The sequence below is a fragment of the Streptomyces sp. bgisy027 genome (assembly GCF_057710365.1).
Genome location: NZ_JBYIVZ010000051.1, coordinates 40,130 through 56,767 on the forward strand (window position 1 = coordinate 40,130; position 16,638 = coordinate 56,767).

General features: G+C 72.0%; 13 protein-coding genes. 8 read left to right on the forward strand and 5 right to left on the reverse strand.

The window, feature by feature from the left end; all coding sequences use genetic code 11:
* The first annotated feature begins 13 nt into the window (after window positions 1-13).
* Window positions 14-1,183 (forward strand): alpha-hydroxy-acid oxidizing protein, encoded by a 1,170-nt coding sequence (locus AC3ETA_RS37570; RefSeq protein ID WP_432197373.1) that lies wholly within the window; start codon window positions 14-16, stop codon window positions 1,181-1,183.
* Window positions 1,180-2,157, forward strand: coding sequence for a 2-hydroxyacid dehydrogenase (locus AC3ETA_RS37575; protein WP_432197374.1), 978 nt, complete (start codon window positions 1,180-1,182; stop codon window positions 2,155-2,157). The genes AC3ETA_RS37570 and AC3ETA_RS37575 overlap by 4 nt, the downstream gene beginning before the upstream one ends.
* 131 nt (window positions 2,158-2,288) lie before the next feature.
* Here AC3ETA_RS37575 and AC3ETA_RS37580 read toward each other — a convergent pair whose 3' ends face one another.
* The 3 genes from AC3ETA_RS37580 to AC3ETA_RS37590 form a co-directional block, all read right to left on the reverse strand.
* Window positions 2,289-3,905 (reverse strand): ricin-type beta-trefoil lectin domain protein, encoded by a 1,617-nt coding sequence (locus AC3ETA_RS37580; RefSeq protein ID WP_432197375.1) that lies wholly within the window; start codon window positions 3,903-3,905, stop codon window positions 2,289-2,291.
* 640 nt (window positions 3,906-4,545) lie between these two features.
* On the reverse strand, window positions 4,546-4,923 hold the full coding sequence (locus AC3ETA_RS37585; protein WP_359053111.1) for a toxin Doc: 378 nt from the start codon (window positions 4,921-4,923) through the stop codon (window positions 4,546-4,548).
* Between the two features lie 3 nt (window positions 4,924-4,926).
* Entirely contained in the window at window positions 4,927-5,172 is a 246-nt protein-coding gene (locus AC3ETA_RS37590; protein WP_015655829.1) for a hypothetical protein, read from the reverse strand.
* Window positions 5,173-5,380: 208 nt separating this feature from the next.
* On the opposite strand from AC3ETA_RS37590, the gene sigJ reads away from it, so the two are divergent.
* Genes sigJ through AC3ETA_RS37605 form a run of 3 tightly spaced genes read left to right on the forward strand, consistent with a single transcriptional unit; the run spans window position 5,381 to window position 7,955 of the window.
* Window positions 5,381-6,313 (forward strand): RNA polymerase sigma factor SigJ, encoded by a 933-nt coding sequence (gene sigJ, locus AC3ETA_RS37595; protein ID WP_432197376.1) that lies wholly within the window; start codon window positions 5,381-5,383, stop codon window positions 6,311-6,313.
* A complete protein-coding gene (gene qcrB / locus AC3ETA_RS37600) occupies window positions 6,310-7,791 on the forward strand; it encodes a cytochrome bc1 complex cytochrome b subunit (protein ID WP_432197377.1) in 1,482 nt (493 codons plus the stop codon). The genes sigJ and qcrB overlap by 4 nt, the downstream gene beginning before the upstream one ends.
* Window positions 7,792-7,829: 38 nt before the next feature.
* Window positions 7,830-7,955 carry a hypothetical protein gene (locus tag AC3ETA_RS37605; protein WP_432197378.1) on the forward strand — a complete coding sequence of 42 codons (126 nt, stop codon included), beginning with the start codon at window positions 7,830-7,832 and terminating at the stop codon, window positions 7,953-7,955.
* A gap of 75 nt (window positions 7,956-8,030) precedes the next feature.
* Here AC3ETA_RS37605 and AC3ETA_RS37610 read toward each other — a convergent pair whose 3' ends face one another.
* On the reverse strand, window positions 8,031-10,274 hold the full coding sequence (locus AC3ETA_RS37610; protein ID WP_432197379.1) for a glycoside hydrolase family 9 protein: 2,244 nt from the start codon (window positions 10,272-10,274) through the stop codon (window positions 8,031-8,033).
* Between the two features lie 214 nt (window positions 10,275-10,488).
* Between AC3ETA_RS37610 and AC3ETA_RS37615 the strand changes: the two genes are divergently transcribed.
* The 3 genes from AC3ETA_RS37615 (at window position 10,489) to AC3ETA_RS37625 (ending at window position 14,275) form a co-directional block, all read left to right on the forward strand.
* Window positions 10,489-10,752, forward strand: a complete 264-nt coding sequence (locus AC3ETA_RS37615; RefSeq protein WP_432197380.1) for a hypothetical protein — start codon at window positions 10,489-10,491, stop codon at window positions 10,750-10,752.
* 419 nt (window positions 10,753-11,171) lie between these two features.
* Window positions 11,172-13,556 carry a SpoIIE family protein phosphatase gene (locus tag AC3ETA_RS37620; protein ID WP_432197381.1) on the forward strand — a complete coding sequence of 795 codons (2,385 nt, stop codon included), beginning with the start codon at window positions 11,172-11,174 and terminating at the stop codon, window positions 13,554-13,556.
* Window positions 13,557-13,588: 32 nt separating this feature from the next.
* Window positions 13,589-14,275 carry a DUF4232 domain-containing protein gene (locus AC3ETA_RS37625; RefSeq protein ID WP_432197382.1) on the forward strand — a complete coding sequence of 229 codons (687 nt, stop codon included), beginning with the start codon at window positions 13,589-13,591 and terminating at the stop codon, window positions 14,273-14,275.
* Between the two features lie 9 nt (window positions 14,276-14,284).
* On the opposite strand, the gene AC3ETA_RS37630 is transcribed toward AC3ETA_RS37625, so the two are convergent.
* Window positions 14,285-16,558 carry a ricin-type beta-trefoil lectin domain protein gene (locus AC3ETA_RS37630; protein WP_432197383.1) on the reverse strand — a complete coding sequence of 758 codons (2,274 nt, stop codon included), beginning with the start codon at window positions 16,556-16,558 and terminating at the stop codon, window positions 14,285-14,287.
* Window positions 16,559-16,638: the final 80 nt, after the last annotated feature.

Below are 16,638 nucleotides of genomic sequence, written 5' to 3' on the forward strand. Positions count from 1 at the left end.
GCGGGGCGTACGCATGGGCAAGCACTGGGCGGACTTCCAGTACGAGATCTATCTGAACGGGATGTCGGGAGCCGTACCCCGGCTGCCCACCGATCTGACGCGGCTGGAGGAACTCACCGAGCAGCGGCTCGGTCCTGGCCCCGTCGGCTATGTCGCGGGCAGCGCGGGGGACGGCAGCACCGCCCGCGCCAACCGGGCGGCGCTGCGGCGGCACCGGATCGTGCCCCGCATGCTGCTGGACGTGCACGAACGCGACCTCTCCGTCGAGGTGCTGGGCCGCGCCCTGCCCGCCCCGCTGGCCCTGGCACCGATCGGCGTGCTGTCGATCATGCATCCGGACGCGGAGTGCGCGGCCGCCCGGGCCGCCGCCGCGCAAGGGGTGCCGTTCACCCTGTCCTCCGCGTCCAGCACCCCCATGGAGCAGGTCGCGGAGGCCATGGGCGACGCCGAGCGCTGGTTCCAGCTGTACTGGCCGAAGGACCCGGAGGTGGCCCGGAGTTTCCTGAGCCGGGCGAAGGCGGCCGGGTTCAGCACGCTCGTCGTCACGCTGGACACCCCCATGCTGGCCTGGCGGCCCCGCGATCTCGACCAGGCGTATCTGCCGTTCCTGCACGGCGTGGGCACCGCCAACTACTTCTCCGACCCGGCCTTCCGGGCGGGGCTCGCCAAGCCGGTGCACGAGGATCCGAACGCGGCCGTCATGCACTTCGTCGGCATGTTCTCCGACCCCGCGAAGACCTGGCCGGACCTGGCGTTCCTGCGCGAGCACTGGGACGGCCCGATCGTCCTGAAGGGCATCCTGCACCCGGACGACGCCCGCGCCGCCGCCGACGCCGGGATGGACGGGGTCGTCGTCTCCAACCACGGCGGCCGCCAGGTCGCCGGCTCCATCGGGGCGGCCGCCGCCCTGCCCCGCGTGGTGGAGGCGGTCGGCGACCGGCTGACGGTGCTGTTCGACAGCGGCATCCGCACCGGCGACGACATCTTCAAGGCGCTCGCCCTCGGCGCGAAGGCGGTCCTCGTCGGACGGCCGTACGCCTACGGACTCGGCCTCGACGGGCAGGCGGGCGTCGAGCACGTCATCCGCTGTCTGCTCGCCGAACTCGACCTCACCCTCGCCCTGTCCGGGCACGCCGGCCCCGCCACACCCGGCCCCGCCGACCTCATCGAGGAAACCGCATGACCGCCCAGCAGAACGTCCTGGCCGTCATCTCGCCCCACGTGGGAGGCCGCGGCATCGGCGCCGGCCTCGCCACGCTGTTCCCAGCGGACACGAACGTCACCGTCGTGGAGGCGGCCGACGAGGACCCGGCCGCCCTGCGCTCGGCGCACGTCGTCATCACCGCGCTCTCACCGGTGACCGCCGGACACCTCGCCGCCGCACCGGAGTTGCGGCTCGTGCAGTGCGCGAGCCACGGCTTCGACTACGTCGACGTGGACGCGGCACGCGAGCGTTCGGTACGGGTGTGCAACATCGGCTCCAGCGGCGCCGAGGCGCAGAACGTCGCCGAGCAGACCTTCGCCCTGATGCTCGCGCTCGCCAAGCAGCTGATCCCCGCGCACACCGCGCTGGTCGAGGCCGACTGGGCACTCCCCCGCCTGCAGAACTCGCTGACGGAGCTGTGCGGCAAGACGCTCGGCATCGTCGGGCTGGGCCAGATCGGGCGGGAAGTCGCCCGGCGGGCGGTCGCGTTCGACATGAACGTCGTCTACGCGGGACGCCGCCGGCTGCCGCCGGAGACGGAGGCCGAATCCGGCCCGGCCCGCCACGTCCCGCTCGACGAACTCCTGAGCACCGCCGACTACGTCTCCCTGCACACCCCGCTCACCGAGGAGACCCGGCATCTGCTCGACGCCGAGCGGCTGGCGCTGCTGAAGCCGACGGCGTTCGTGATCAACACCGCGCGCGGCGCCCTGATCGACCAGGACGCCCTCGCCGACGCGCTGGAGAAGGGCGCCCTGGCCGGGGCGGGCATCGACGTCTTCGACCCCGAACCGCCCACCCCGGCCCTGCGGCTGCTCCGCGCCCCGAACGTGGTGCTGTCCCCGCACGCCGGCGGCGTCACCCGTGAGACGTTGGTCCGCATCGCCCTGGCCGCCGTGCAGAACGTGACGGACTTCCTGGCGGGCGGGACACCTCGGGACGTCGTGAACTGAGCGCTCCGCCAGAGGTGCCACATCGCGTCGTCGCTCGGCCGCGGCGCCGTCGTGGCTGGTCGCGCAGTTCCCCGCGCCCCTGGACGGCACTGCCGAAGCGACACCCTGCCGTGCCCGCCCGTCGGGCTGGACTACGCGTCCTCCTCCCCCAGCCGCACCGCCCGCGCCCCCGGCGTCTCCACCTCCGCGCCGGACAGCGACCCCGGGCTCGCCGACGTCGCTTGACCCGTCAGCCAGCGCTGGCCCTCGGAGCCGTCGCGGACCTTGACCACGATGTCGGCGCCCGCGTCGGCCGTCGTGGCCGTCAGGGCGAGCTGTTCGTCCCAGCGGGGCAGCAACTCGCCCTGGACGGTGAGGTCGTAGCGCACGTCGTCGGCGCGTTCCGAGTCCTTGTCGACGCACTTGCCGAGGATGACCACACCGGCGTCCGCGTGCGAGTCCAGGCACAGATCGGGCTCCGCCACGCTGCGCAGCAGGCCGTCCTTCTCGTACGACCACTGCTGGGTGTCGTCGTCCGAGCACTTGGCCAGTTCCGTCCCGGCCCCGGCCTCGGCCGCGCCCCGGATGTCGAGGCACAAGGCGGCCTCGGCGTTGCGCAGCCTGGTCTGCCGGGGCGCGTTGGGGAGTTGGGCGGTGCCGGGGGGCGAGGTGGACACGGCCGGGGGAAGCCCGGTCGCCCTGCCGCCTCCGGTGGCCGAGGCGGCCGGGTCGACGCCGTCGTCGTCCGAGAGAAGGCCGGCGGCGAGCACGATCGCGATCAGGCCCGCCGAGGCCAGGCCCACCCCGGTCAGCAGCGTCCGTGAGGAGCGCGGTCCGCCGGGCGGCCGGCGCATCTGCGCGGGGATCCGCGACAGCAGCCGACGACGGCCGGCGCCGTGCCGGGCCGAGCCCCGGGCCCGGGCGGCGGCGTCCTTGTCGCGGCCAGGCCGGGTGTCCAGATAGCGGCGAGCGCCCCAGCCGAGTACCGACTCGGCGATGAGCCCGCCCAACGCGCCCTCGAAATGACTCAGTTGTTCGGCGGCGTTGCGGCAGTAACGGCACTGGGCCAGATGCTGCTGGACATCCGGCAGCAGGGCTCCGCCGCGGCGAATCGGGACGTCGAGGAGACGGTTGTAGAACCGGCAATCCTTCGTGGGCGCGAGTTCCCGATGGGCATGTACACAACCTTCACGGAATTTATCACGCGCCTGTTCGAGCGCCGCCGCGGCGGTAACGGTGTCCATGCCCAGCAGCCCGGCGGGGACGCTTAGCGGCTCGGCTTCGACCTCGATGTGCCAGAGGAGACATCGGGCAAGTCCCGGAAGCGCCTGGAATGACCGATCGGCAAGCTTCCGATTTTCGGGCGTCATGGACTTCGCGGCCCGCATACCGCGCCCGCCCGCGGGTTTCCCCAACTCCGGCAGAACGCCCGCTATTCGCTCGTCGGACGACCAGTGCCGGACGGTCTCCCGGACGGCGACGAGGAGCCTGGGCCGCAGCGCGACGGCCGGTTCGCCGAGCGCCAGACGGTCGAGAACCTGATGGAATGCGGCCGCGGTGACCAGATCCACGGCATCGGCCGGGGAGGCGAGACAGATCACCGCGTATGCGCGGACCGGCTGCCAGTGGCGTGCCATGAGCAGCGCGACGGACGGGCCGGCCTCGCCGTCCGGCCGGCCCCGGAGTCTGGCGGCGAGGCCTTCGTCGGATTCCTCGGGAACCCCGCCTGGCGGGGGGTAAGGAGGGCGAGGGGGGTGGGGGGTGGGCACTGAACGGATTCCTTCCCACGCGCAAGACACAGAAGTTCTGATCGCCGAAAAGGAGCGGTGACTTGGTGTGTACCTCTTCGACGCGTGCGCGGGGAGCACGAATTCACCGACACCCATCCGCACCGGTTCTCCCGCGGAACGAATGAGCTACGGCCTTTTCCACCCCCCACGGGTACTTCACCCTGGCACAGCGCACTGATGACCAACAAGGCACTTGGGCAACATCAGCCCCATTGAAAGAAGGTCAGATACGGCGGCAACTCGCCGCACCGGTGCCACCTTTAGGCATTCCATGCACCCCGTGTGAAACCGACGCCCACACCGGAGCACCACGCACGCTCCCCGGCGCACGTGCCGGCGTAGTCCACTGGGATCGGCCCTCTCGGAAGGCCCGGCGCAGACTCAGGAGGCTCTCCCCGCGCGCCATGGGCCACCGACCCCGTTCCTTCCGCCCTCGGACGGCGGCCCCGGAGCGGAAGGAACGGGGATCGCCGGGCCGCCCGAACCGGTCCCGGCGGAAGCCGTGGTACCGGCGGAAGCCGTGGTACCGGCGGAAGCCGTGGTACCGGCGGAAGCCGTGGTACCGGCGGAAGCCGTGGTACCGGCGGAAGCCGTGGTACCGGCGGGCGAACCCCTGGTTCTAGATCTGCCAGGAGCGCAGCCGGTCGGCCGCGCCGTACACGTCGACCTTGCCGGAGATCAGGTCACGGGCGAGGTCGACGAGGGCGCCGTAGGGCGGGTCGATGCCGACACCGCTGACGAACATGTAGGCCACCGCGGCCGAGCAGGCGAAGCGGGCGTTGGCCGAGGGCAGCGGTTTGAGCAGGGCGAGGGTGTGCAGGAGCGCCGCGGCCCGCCAGGCCGGGTCGGAGTCGACGCCCAGTCGGGGCGGATCGACACGATGGCGGGCGACGGCGGCGACCAACGCCGAGAAGTCGTTGATCGTGGGCTGGTCGGGCAGGACCTCTTCGTGCCGCTGGAGCAGCCAGGGCACGTCGATGTGGATGACGGGTGCCATCGGTCAGGCGGCTCGTCCCTCGCCCTTGGCGGGCGGCTCGTCGTCGGGGAAGGCTGCCGCGAACTCGTCGGCGTGCGACGAGAAGAACCGGCGGAACGCCTCGGCGCCCTCCTGCAGCGCCCGGTGCCGGGCTATGTCCGCCGCGGCGGCCTCCCGCACGAGCGCCTTCATCGACGTACCGCGTTCCTTGGCGATCTGCCGCAGGTCCTCTAGCTCGCGGTCGCTGAACTCCACGTTGAGAGCTGGCATGCTCCTCACGGTACCGCTCGGGTACTTACGCGTAAATACCAGCAGGTCAAGTGTGATGTATGCCGGTACCGGGGCGGCCGATCAGGCCGGCCGGGCGCAGACCTGCGGGCCGATCCCCCGAGACGTGGGTCACATTCGGCCGTGTGGTGTCACATTCCGGCCCCCGCCACCACTCGCAGTAGTGAGCGCGCACCGGGAGGCCCCACGCATGTCCGACAACCCCGCAACCGTCACCGACGACGCGACCGCCGTCTTCGTCCGGCATCGTGAGCTGATGTTCGGCGTCGTCTACAACATGCTCGGCAGTGTCGCCGACACCGAGGACGTCCTTCAGGAGACCTGGCTGTCGTGGACGGCGCGGGGCGGCGGCGCACCGCTCGACGGGGTCGAGAACCCGCGGGCGTATCTGGTGCGGATCGCCGTCAACCACGCCCTGACGCGGCGGGCCGCGATCAGCCGCCGGCGCGAGACGTACGTCGGCCCGTGGCTGCCGGAGCCGCTGGTCGCGCAGGGCGAGGAGGCCGACGCCGAGGACCCTGCGCTGCGCGCCGAGTCGGTGTCGCTCGCGATGCTGGTGGTCCTGGAGTCGCTGACCCCGCTGGAGCGCGCGGTGTTCGTGCTGCACGAGGTGTTCGGCTACCCGCACACGGAGATCGCGGAGATCATCGAGCGCAGCCCGGCGGCCGTACGGCAGCTGGCGCATCGCGCACGTGAGCATGTGCACGCCCGGCGGCCGTTGTACGAGGCACATCCGCGGGTGCGGCGGGAGGCCACCGAGCGGTTCGTGCGCGCCGCGGTGGGCGGGGACATCGCCGAGCTGATGGAGATCCTCGCGCCGGACGTGACGGTCTGGACGGACGGCGGCGGCAAGCGGAAGCGGGCGGGACTGCGTCCCGTGCACGGCCGGGACAAGGTGGTCCGGCTCCTGGACTCGTTCGCGCGCCGGGGCGGCGCGGGAAGTGCCCACCTGGACCTGCGCCACCGGAGGGTCAACGGCGACGACGCGGCCGTGCTGTTCCAGGGCGAGGAGCCGTACGCCGTCCTGGTCCTGGACCTCACGCCGGACGGCGAGCGGGTGTCGGGCGTCTACGTGGTGAGCAACCCCGAGAAGCTCACACATGTGAAGCGGGGGGAGGCATGAGTACAAGAGAGCTGCCCGGGCGGGGCGAGCGGGTCGCGGACTGGTTCGACGGCCGGCTCGGCATCCGCACGCTCGGCCGGAAGTATCTGCGCAAGGTCTTCCCGGACCACTGGTCCTTCATGCTCGGCGAGATATGCCTGTACAGCTTCGTCGTGCTGATCCTGACCGGCGTGTATCTGACCCTGTTCTTCCATCCGTCGATGAACGAGGTCACGTACCACGGCAGTTACGTGCCGCTGAACGGCGTCCGGATGTCCGAGGCGTACGCCTCCACACTGGACATCAGCTTCGACGTGCGCGGCGGGCTGCTGATGCGGCAGGTGCACCACTGGGCGGCGCTGGTCTTCGTCGCCGGGATGCTCACGCACATGATGCGGCACTTCTTCACGGGCTCGTTCCGCAAGCCGCGGGAGGTCAACTGGCTGTTCGGCTGGAGCCTGCTGCTGCTCGCCCTGTTCGAGGGCCTGTTCGGCTACTCGCTGCCGGACGACCTGCTGTCGGGGACGGGTATGCGGTTCGTGAACGGGGCGCTGCTGTCCGTCCCGGTGGTCGGGACGTATCTGTCGATGTTCCTGTTCGGCGGCGAGTACCCGGGGCATGACATCGTGGCCCGCTTCTACTCGCTGCACATCCTGGTGATCCCCGGCATCATGGCGGCGCTGGTCGTCGCGCACCTGCTGCTGGTCGTGTACCACAAGCACACGCAGTTCGCGGGCCCCGGGCGCACCGAACGCAACGTCGTGGGCTCGCCGTTCATGCCGGTGTACCTGGCGAAGGCGGGCGGCTTCTTCTTCCTCGTCTTCGGCGCCCTCGCCCTGATGGCGGCCGTGGCGTCCATCAACCCGGTCTGGTCCTACGGCCCCTACCGTGCCGACCAGGTCTCCACCGGCGCCCAGCCGGACTGGTACCTGGGCTTCGCCGAGGGTCTGGTCCGGATCATGCCGGGCTGGGAGATCACCCTGTGGGGTCACACACTCGTCCTGGGGGTGCTGATCCCGATCGTGGTCTTCCCGCTCCTGCTGGTCCTCATCGGCGTCTATCCGTTCGTGGAAGCCCGGGTGACGGGTGACAAGGGCGAGCACCACCTCCTGGACCGCCCCCGCAACCGCCCGGTCCGCACCGGGTTCGGCGCGGCGTGGGTCAGTCTCTATCTGGTGCTGCTGGCGGGCGGCGGCAACGACATCGTGGCGACCCGGCTCCATCTGTCGATCAACACGGTGACCTGGGCCATCCGCATCGCCGTCTTCGTCGTCCCGGTGGCCGTGTTCGTCATCACCCGCCGGATCTGCCTGGGCCTGCAACTCCAGGACTGGGAAAGGGTGTTGCACGGCCGGGAGACCGGTGTCATCAAGCGCCTCCCGCACGGCGAGTACGTCGAGGTGCACGAGCCGCTCAGCCAGGCGAAGCTCCACACGCTCACCGCGCACCGGCGGCCCGGCGAACTCGTGGAGCACGAACCGCGGGGCGACCCACGGTAAAGGGCGTTCGAACGGCGGGTACCGGGGCCGTACCGGCGATGCGGCCCCTGCAACGCGCCAGGATCCGGGACTACGACGACGAGTTCGTGGTCTTCCCGGCCCCGGGGGACCACCGCCTGGCGGGCGCGAGCAAGGACCTGCCGGTCAAGCACGTCACTCCGTGACCGGGGCGCCCGGCACAGGGAGGCCCGCCGCCGCACCGGCCGGCGGCGGGCCTCCCGTCCGTCACGGCCCCTTCCTCACCCCTGGTCGGCGACGAAGGAGGCCATGCGGGTCAGGGCGGAGTTCCAGTTGATCGTGTGCTCGTTCGTCGACCAGGACTGGATGTCGTCGATGTAGCAGAACTGGCCCACACAGCCCTGGAGTCTGCTCTGTGCGTAGGGGTCCTGGATGCTCGAGTTCGGCCCTCCCGCCAGCGTGCCGGCCGGCGGGTTCGGCTGGCTCGGGTCGAGCTGGTGGGCGTACCAACGGGCGTGCTGGTTGTGGGAGCTGACCTCGCCGTAGCCGGTCACGTACGAGATGTTCAGCGCGTTGCGCCCGAAGAGGTAGTCCATGCTCTGCACCGCGCCGTCCCGGTGCTTCGAGGCGCCGGTGATGTCGTACGCGGTGGCGATGACGACGGCGTTGTGCAGGATCTGGTGGTTGGAGCCCCAGTCGTAGAGGCCCCCGTCGGGGGCGTACGGCATCCCGTACGGCTGTGCCTTGAGCGTGGCGAGGTAGCGGTCGGCGCCCCTGACCACGGACTGGCGGACCTTGTCCCTGCCGGGCAGCTTGCTCGGCACGGTCGCCAGGTCCAGTCTGGCCGCGGCGGCCGTCCTGGCCCAGTCGTAGCCCAGGGCGCCGAAGATGTCGGCCGTGTGGACGGGCGAGTGCAGCACGTGGTCCGCGAACTCCCGCTCCCCCGTGCTGAGATACAGCTCGGCCGCGGCCCAGTAGAACTCGTCGGTGACGTTGCTGTCGGCGTAGGTGCCGCCGCCGATGCCGTCGCTCTCCGAGGCGTACCGGTCCGGGTGCGCGAGCGCCGCCGACCAGGCCGTGCGGGCGGCGGCCAGCGCCTTCGCCGCGAACTGCCGGTCGTACGGCTTGTACAGGCGCGCCGCCTGCGCGGCCGTCGCGGCGAGGTTCAGGGTCGCGGCGGTGGACGGCGGGTGCAGTTCACGCTTCTGCGGGTCGTCGCTCGGCAGCAGCGGCAGGCCGGTCCACTGCTCGTCGTGGATCTTGTGGTGCGCCATGCCGGCCAGCGGCTGTCCCGCCGGTACTTGCATCTTGAGCAGGAACTCCAGCTCCCAGCGGACCTCGTCCAGGATGTCGGGGACCTTGTTGCCGCTCTCCGGGATGGCGAGCGTGCCGTCGCCCAGCCGCTCCGGCTCGCCCGTGCGGGCGAGCAGTTCGCGCTCGTAGGTGCTCAGCAGTTCCCACACGGAGATGCCGCCGTTGACGACGTACTTGCCGTGGTCGCCGGCGTCGTACCAGCCGCCGGTCACATCGAGCTCGTAGTCGCACACGCCCGGCCGGCAGGGCACCGCGCCGTCGCCCCGGTTGGGTGCGACGTCCACGTGCCCGGCGGGACGGGCGTAGCCGGGGCGCAGGTCGTCGCGGATCGCGATGCCGCTGCGCTGGGTGTAGTAGTACTTCAGGGCGTCCAGGCGCAGTCGCTCGTAGGCGGCCGTCCCGATGTCGAACGGGCGGCTCGCCTCCCCGTCGGCGACCAGCGTGAAGTCCTTGCCCTGCTTGCGGTAGGCGCCGAAGTCGATGGAGTGGACGCTCTGCGCGGAGGAGGCGTCGGTGCCGCGCGGGACGGTCCAGCCGTGGGCGACGACGGTCCCGGCGGCGTTCTTCAGCTGCCAGGGCAGCTTGCCGCCGGCGTCGGTGACCAGCGTGGCGTTCTTCGGCCCGGCGGGCAGATAGGCGACCTGGTTCACCCGGACCCGCGGCCCGGTGTCGGGCTCGTACACCTCGGGCGGGACGCCGCCCAGCAGCGAGACGTCGTCCATGCAGAACCGCCACGCGTCCGAGCCGCCGCCGACCTGGAAGGCGACCTGGCCCTGCGGGGTGTCGACGGGTGAGGTGAAGGTGTACGAGTAGGAGTTGCCGGAGACGCTCAGCTCCGGGGTGACCTCGAAGTAGGTGTCGTACGGCGCCGCCGACAGTCCGACGACCGCGCGCACGGCATGTCCCTCGGGCGAGCCGTTCGCGGTGAAGGAGAAGCGGTAGGACTCGCCCTTCACCAGCGTGATGTCGTTCTGGCCGACGGCGGCGTCCCAGGGGTTGGCGGTGCCGCCGGGCACGTCGGCGCAGAGCTGCCCCTCGGACAGCCCCGCGGTGACGTTGCCGGTCGTCCACCACGGTTCGGTGGTGCTGTCGAACTTCCCGTTCTTGAGCTGCTCGACCTCTTCGGCGCCGGCTGGGGCGGCCGGGAGGGCGGTCAGGCCTGCGGCCAGCAGGGCCGACAGGGTCAGCAGGGTGGTTCTGCGGCGTTTCACAGCTGGGCTCCTCGGGGGAGGTGCGGGTGGCGCTCGACGGTGGGAGCGCTCCCAGATGCGGACGCGGTTCATGCTTGTTGGCAACATGACAGTACGTCAACGGTCCGGACAGGCGGCTTTCGGCTGCGGCGCCGTTGGCGCTGGTCGCGCCCGCGGCGGAGCCGCTGACCGCCACAGCCCCGCGTACGGACACGCCGGAGAAGGAGGGCACCGTATGAGCAGGCTGCTGGAAGCGGTGTGCGTGCTGACCGTGGGCGTCCTCGTTGCGCTCCTTGTATGGGGTGCTGACCCTGGCGCCGTGCGAGTGGCGTGGCGGGAGGGCGAGCTCGGCGGTGTGACGGTCGTGTTCGTGGCGGCCTGTGCGCTGTGGCTGGCGCTGTGGCGCAGGCGTACCGGGCGCGGCCGGCCGGCACGGCCGCTTGTGGTGCTGCTGTGCGTTGCGGCTCTTGCGCTGGTCGTGGCGGCCATGACCGGTTGACCGGCGCAGGCGGGCAAGTGGGGCTTCCCGTGCTCTGGGCGGGGAGCCCCGCCGGCGGTTTCGGGCCGGGGCTGATGTCAAGGGTCTGGGCGGGAGGGACACGGCCGTCCGGGCACCGGTCGAGCACCGCTTCGCCCCCGTCAGGAACTGACCCGTCCTCGGCGTGCGCACCGACCCCACCTGGCTGACCGCCCCGGTCAGGGCCTTGCTGGTACTCACGAACCGCGAAGTCGGCCGATGACCGACGATCTTCACCGACGTCACCTGCCGGCGACCGGCACGAGCATCCCGATGCCCACGCGCACCAACCCTGTGACCAGCAACTTCAGCTTGCACACCTCCCAATGACGCCGAAGCACTAGGCTGGAACCCGAGTGAGCACGCCTGTTCACCGTGTGTGTGCGCGTTGGAGTGGCGACATGAGCCCGGATTATCCGTTCGACGAGGCCGCGACGGCCCGGGCGGTCATCGACGACAGCGGTGTACTCGTCGAGTGGAACGCAGGCGCGGAGCGGCTGCTCGGCCACCCGGCGGACGAGGTCGTGGGGCGCCCGGCCGCGAGTCTGTTGGTCGGTGAGGCCGACCGCAGGTCCCTCACCCCGGCGGGCGACCGCTGGGACGGCGTCGTCACACTGCGCCATCGCGACGGCGGCACGGTCCCCGTGTGGCTGCTCGCCCACCGCGTACGGCCCCAGGAGGGCGGCCCCGAACACTGGCTCGTGGTCACGCCGATCGAGGGCGACGACCCCCGTCCGCCCGGCGATCCGCTGGAGGACGTGGGGCTGCTGGCGTCCCCGTGCGCCATCGCGATCTACGACGACCGGCTCCGGCTGCGCAGGATCAACCCCGTCATGGCCGAGGTGCTCAGCCTGTCCGAGGAGAACGTGCGCGGGCTGCGGGCGCCCGAGCTGACCGGCCGCCGGCAGAGCTACGACATCGAGCGGCAGCTCCTTCGCGTGCTCACCACGGGCCGGGGCACCGACGTACGGACGTACATCCCGGTCGGCGGTGACAGCACCCATGCGTGGCTGGCCCGGATGGCCCCGATCACCGACGCCAAGGGGCGGGTGCGCGGCGTGTCCGTCGCAGCGCACGACTTCACCGACCAGTACCTGGCCCAGGAGCGGCTCCAGCTGGTCAACGAGGCCAGCGTACGTATCGGCACCACCCTCGACGTGACCCGCACGGCGCAGGAGCTGGCGGACGTCTGTGTCCCGGCCCTGGCCGACTTCGTCAGCGTCGATCTGCTGGACCCTCCCGAGCACGGCGGCGAGGCGCCCACGGGCCGGCTGTCGGCGCCGATCGGGCTGCGCCGGGCCGCGCACAGCTCCGTCAATCCGGGCAGCCCCGAGGCGGTGGTCAAGCCCGGCCGTCTGGATGTGTACCCCACCCCGTCGCCCCAGGCCGACGCGCTGCTGGCCGGCCACACCATCGTGGCCGCCATGTCGACCGGGGACCTGGAGGAGTGGCTCGCCTGGGACCCGATCCGCTCGGAGCGGATCGGCGCGTACGGCATCCACACGTCGATGTCCGTTCCGATCCAGGCCCGTGGCACCACGCTCGGCGTCGCCGTGCTCACCCGGTTCAGGAACCGCCAGCCGTTCACCCCCGACGACGCGCTGCTGGCCGAGGAGGTCACGGCCCGCGCGGCCGTCTGCATCGACAACGCCCGCCGCTACTCGCGCGAACGCGAGACCGCCCTCGCCCTCCAGCGCAGCCTGCTCCCCCGGACCCTGCCGCGCACCGCCGCGGTGGAAGCGGCATCCCGCTACCTGCCGGCGGCCCGCTCCGGGGTGGGCGGCGACTGGTTCGACGTGATCCCGCTGTCCGGGATGCGGGTGGCGATGGTCGTCGGGGACGTCGTCGGGCACGGCATCCAGGCGTCGGCCACCATGGGCCGACTGCGTACGGCCGTGCGCACCCTGGCCGACATCGACCTCGCACCCGACGAGCTGCTCACCCACCTCGACGACCTGGTGGTGCGGTTGTCCGAGGAGGCGGGCACCGAGGCCGGGCCCGGCGAGGTCGGCGCCACCTGTCTGTACGCCGTGTACGACCCGGTCTCCCGGCGCTGCACGCTGGCCAGGGCCGGGCACCCCTCGCCCGTCATGGTCCCGCCCGGCGGCGAGCCGCACGAGATCGAACTGCCGGCCGGGCCGCCGCTGGGCCTGGGCGGCCTGCCGTTCGAGTCCGCCGAGATCGAGCTGCGCGAGGGCACGGTGCTCGCCCTCTACACCGACGGCCTGATCGAGACCCGCGAGCGCGACGTCGACGCCAGTCACGCGCTGCTGTGCGACGCGCTGTCCTCCTCGTCCCGCTCGCTGGACGAGACCTGCGACCACGTCCTGCACGCCCTTCTCCCGCCCGGCGGCGTCGCGGACGACGTGGCCCTGCTGCTGGCCCGCACCCAGGGCCTGCCCACCTCCCGGGTGGCGACCTGGCACATCCCGGCGGACCCGGCGCTCGTCGCGCCCATCCGCAAGCAGGTCGTCGAGCAGCTGGAGGTCTGGGACCTGAGCGTGGCGTCGTTCACCGCGGAGCTGGTGGTGAGCGAGCTGGTCACGAACGCCATCCGCTACGGCACCCACCCCATCCGGCTGCGTCTGATCCACGACGCGGCGACGCTGATCTGCGAGGTGTCCGACACCAGCCACACCGCACCGCATCTGCGCCGCGCCAAGACCTTCGACGAGGGCGGCCGCGGACTGCTGCTGGTCGCCCAGCTGACCCAGCGCTGGGGCAGCCGGCACACCACGGACGGCAAGACCATCTGGGCGGAGATCGGACTGCTCGCCGAGGAGTGAGTAGCCGCCCTCAAAACGGGGAGTCGTGAATCATGGGACCTGCACGGGTTTTCCCCTCATTACACCGAGCAACTCCCCTCGTCGGCGCCGTAGCGCTCCTGGGACTGCTCACGGCGTGCGGCGGGGGCGGTGACTCCACGGGCGCAGTACAGACCCCGGCCGGCACCGGCGGCACGGCGACTTCACCCGCCGCGACCGACGCCGGAAGCCCGCCCACCGGACCGCCGTCCGGCGAGCCGGGGACGACCGGGCCGCCGTCCGTCGACACCACCAGCCCCGCGACGCAGTCGGGCGGACCCGGCACCCGCTGCCACACCTCGCAGCTGCGCGCGTCCATCGGCCGTCCCAGTCCCGGCGCGGGACAGCGCAACTTCCCGATCGTGCTGACCAACACCGGCGACCACACCTGCACCGTGCGCGGCTATCCCGGTGCCGCGTTCGTGGACGCCGCCGGCAAGCAGCTCGGCCCGGACCCGAAGCGCTCCCCCGACACACCCACGACCGTGACGCTGACGCCGGGCGGCAGCGCCTGGGCGGGGCTGACCTTCGCCAGTCCCGAGATCAGCGGGGCCCGTACGGCGCTGCCCCGGTCGCTGCTCGTGACGCCGCCCGACGAGCGGGATTCGCTGAAGGTGGCGTGGACGGCCGGTGAGGTGCCCGTGGCCGGGAACGAGTCGTCGGTGTTCCTGACGGTGGTGCAGCCGGGCACCGGGGGCTGATCCGTCCGCTCAGTGGTGGCCGCCGCGCCCGTGACCGCCGCCGTAGCCGCCCCCGTACCCACCGCCGGACCAGCCGTCGCCGTCGTCGTCCCACGAGCAGGAGTAGGGGTTGTCGTAGCAGGAGTCCTCGGACGGCGACGCGCTCACGGACCCCGGCTGCGACGTCGACGGCGTCGCGGAGGGGGTCGGCGTGGCCTTGGGGGTCTTGGACGCCTGGGGAGTGGGAGTCGGGGCAGGCGTGGCCGTCTTCGGTGTCTCGGCGGCCGAGTCCCAGTTCACGACCGCGAGTTGGAGCTCCGTCTGCGACGTGTCGATGACCCAGTGCTGGGCGTCGCCCTCGTCCTCGCGGGTCTTGACGACCAGGGCGCCGGAGCCGTCGGTGGCGGCCGGGCTGAGGGCCAGGTCCTGGTCGAAGCGCGGCACCAGGGTGCCCTGGAGGGTGAAGTCGTAGCGGATGTTGTCCGCCTCCGAGTCGGGGATGCCCGTGCAGCGGGCGAGCCGGACCGAGTAGCCGAGGCGGGAGTCGAGACAGAGGCCGGGGTCGGCGCCGCTGCGCAGCAGTCCGTCGGTCTCGTACGACCACTGCTGGCCCGGTGCCGAGGAGCACTTGGCGAGTTCGGTCTCGGCGCCCTCGACGGCCTTCCCGTCGGCGATGCCGACGCACAGTCCCGAACCGATGTTGTGCAGCCGGCCCCGCAGATCGCCCTTCGCCGCCTCGGCGGCGCCCGCCCAGGAGGGGTTCTTGGTGGCGGTGCCCGCACCGGAGTCGGGCGCCTCGGAGGGCCGCCCGCCGCCCGCCGGCGGAGAGTCGTCGCCGGATCCGCCGACGGACCAGATGACCAACGGCAGGACCACCAGGGCGCTCACGGTCGCGACCGCGGCGGTGAGATTGCGGCGCCGGGCGGCCCGGCGGGCGGCCTTGAGGGCCGCGCGACCGGTACAGGTGCGGGCGGTACCGGGGGCCGGACCGGCGGGCGTACCGGCCTCGGTTCGACGGGCCCGGCGGGACCTGCGCGGGCCTGGCTCGGCGGGCGGGGCGAGGCGGTCGGCAGCGGCGGCGAAGGGCCGTTTCGCGGGGCCCGGGTCGACGGGAGCGGACAAGGCCTGGTCCGCGGAGGCGGCGAAGGACCGGCTCGTGGCGGCGGACGCCTCTCCCGCGGGCGCGAACGCCTCGGCGGCGAAAGCGTCCGCCGTGGAAGCGAAGGACTCCCCGGCGGGGCTGAAGTTCTCCGCCGCGGGAGCGAAAGGCTCGGCTGTGGGGGCGAAGGCATCGCCCGCAGGAGCGAAGTCCGTGGCCGCAGACGCAAAGGACTCGGCCGCCGGAGCGGGCGCGTGGCGCGGCCGTGCGGGGGCGTCGGCGAAGAAGGACTCGCCCGCGATCATCGTCGTCGCAGCCGCTGCCGACGACGGAGCCGGCGGCGCCACCGACTCGGCGTCGGCGGTCCCGTCCGCGAGACTGGATCTCTTCACGAGGTAGTCCCTCGCACCCCAGCCGAGCACCGCTTCTGCCAGCGCGACGCCGAGCCCCTCGTTGAAGAAGGTGAGCTGGCGGGCGGTGTCACTGCAGTGCGCGCAGCGGTTGAGGTGCCCGCGCAGATCGGGGTCGATGTCGATGCCGCCGCGCCGGTAGGTCACGTCCAGCATCCGCAGGTACTGGCGGCACTCCTGCTCGGGGGCGAGCTCGCGGTGGAGCTGGAGGCACTCCTCGCGCAACCGGTCGCAGGCGCGGGCGAGTTCGAGACGCGCGGACTCCTCGTCGAGGCCGAGCAGGCCGGCCGGCACCGACAGCGGTTCGGCTTCGACCTCGGTGTGCCAGAGCAGGCAGCGGGCCGCCTGGGGAAGCCGCTGGAAGGCACCCGACAGCAGCCTGCGGTCCGCCGGCGGCAGCAGTCGGGCGGCGACGCGCTCCGCGCCCTCTCCCTCGGATCGCAGCGCGGGGTGGAGCAGCTCCCGTCTGCGGTCGTTGTCCCACTCCGCCGCGATACGGCGCACGGTGACGAGCAGTCGGGGGCGCCAGGCGGCCGTCGGGCCGGTCTGCCGCAGGGTCTCTCCGAAGAGCCTGGTGAATGCCGCGGTGGTGAGCATGCCCGCCGACCGGGCGTCCGCCGTGCACAGCCGCGCGTAGGCGAAGCCCGCTTCCCAGTGCCGGTCGAGAAGTTCACCGACCGGGTGCAGCGCCGGCGACACCCCCGTCCACTTCTTGAGTTCGGCGCTCAGTTGAGCGTCCGTGACTTCAAAGATGCGGGCGTCGTTCGGGGAATTCGACAGGCCTGCGTCATGCACGGCGGCATTCCTCCGGAGGGCATGCGGCATTAAAGGTCCGTACCAAGGGGTATGCTCCGGACACAGCTTGCGTGAAGCTT

Excerpts from the sequence above, each read along its gene's own strand:
- AC3ETA_RS37575 (WP_432197374.1), top strand. The coding sequence starts at position 1,180 with ATGACCGCCCAGCAGAACGTCCTGGCCGTCATCTCGCCCCACGTGGGA.
- AC3ETA_RS37625 (WP_432197382.1), top strand. The coding sequence starts at position 13,589 with ATGGGACCTGCACGGGTTTTCCCCTCATTACACCGAGCAACTCCCCTC.
- sigJ (WP_432197376.1), top strand. The coding sequence starts at position 5,381 with ATGTCCGACAACCCCGCAACCGTCACCGACGACGCGACCGCCGTCTTC.
- AC3ETA_RS37585 (WP_359053111.1), bottom strand. The coding sequence starts at position 4,923 with ATGGCACCCGTCATCCACATCGACGTGCCCTGGCTGCTCCAGCGGCAC.
- AC3ETA_RS37570 (WP_432197373.1), top strand. The coding sequence starts at position 14 with ATGGGCAAGCACTGGGCGGACTTCCAGTACGAGATCTATCTGAACGGG.
- AC3ETA_RS37620 (WP_432197381.1), top strand. The coding sequence starts at position 11,172 with ATGAGCCCGGATTATCCGTTCGACGAGGCCGCGACGGCCCGGGCGGTC.
- qcrB (WP_432197377.1), top strand. The coding sequence starts at position 6,310 with ATGAGTACAAGAGAGCTGCCCGGGCGGGGCGAGCGGGTCGCGGACTGG.
- AC3ETA_RS37590 (WP_015655829.1), bottom strand. The coding sequence starts at position 5,172 with ATGCCAGCTCTCAACGTGGAGTTCAGCGACCGCGAGCTAGAGGACCTG.
- AC3ETA_RS37615 (WP_432197380.1), top strand. The coding sequence starts at position 10,489 with ATGAGCAGGCTGCTGGAAGCGGTGTGCGTGCTGACCGTGGGCGTCCTC.
- AC3ETA_RS37605 (WP_432197378.1), top strand. The coding sequence starts at position 7,830 with ATGCGGCCCCTGCAACGCGCCAGGATCCGGGACTACGACGACGAGTTC.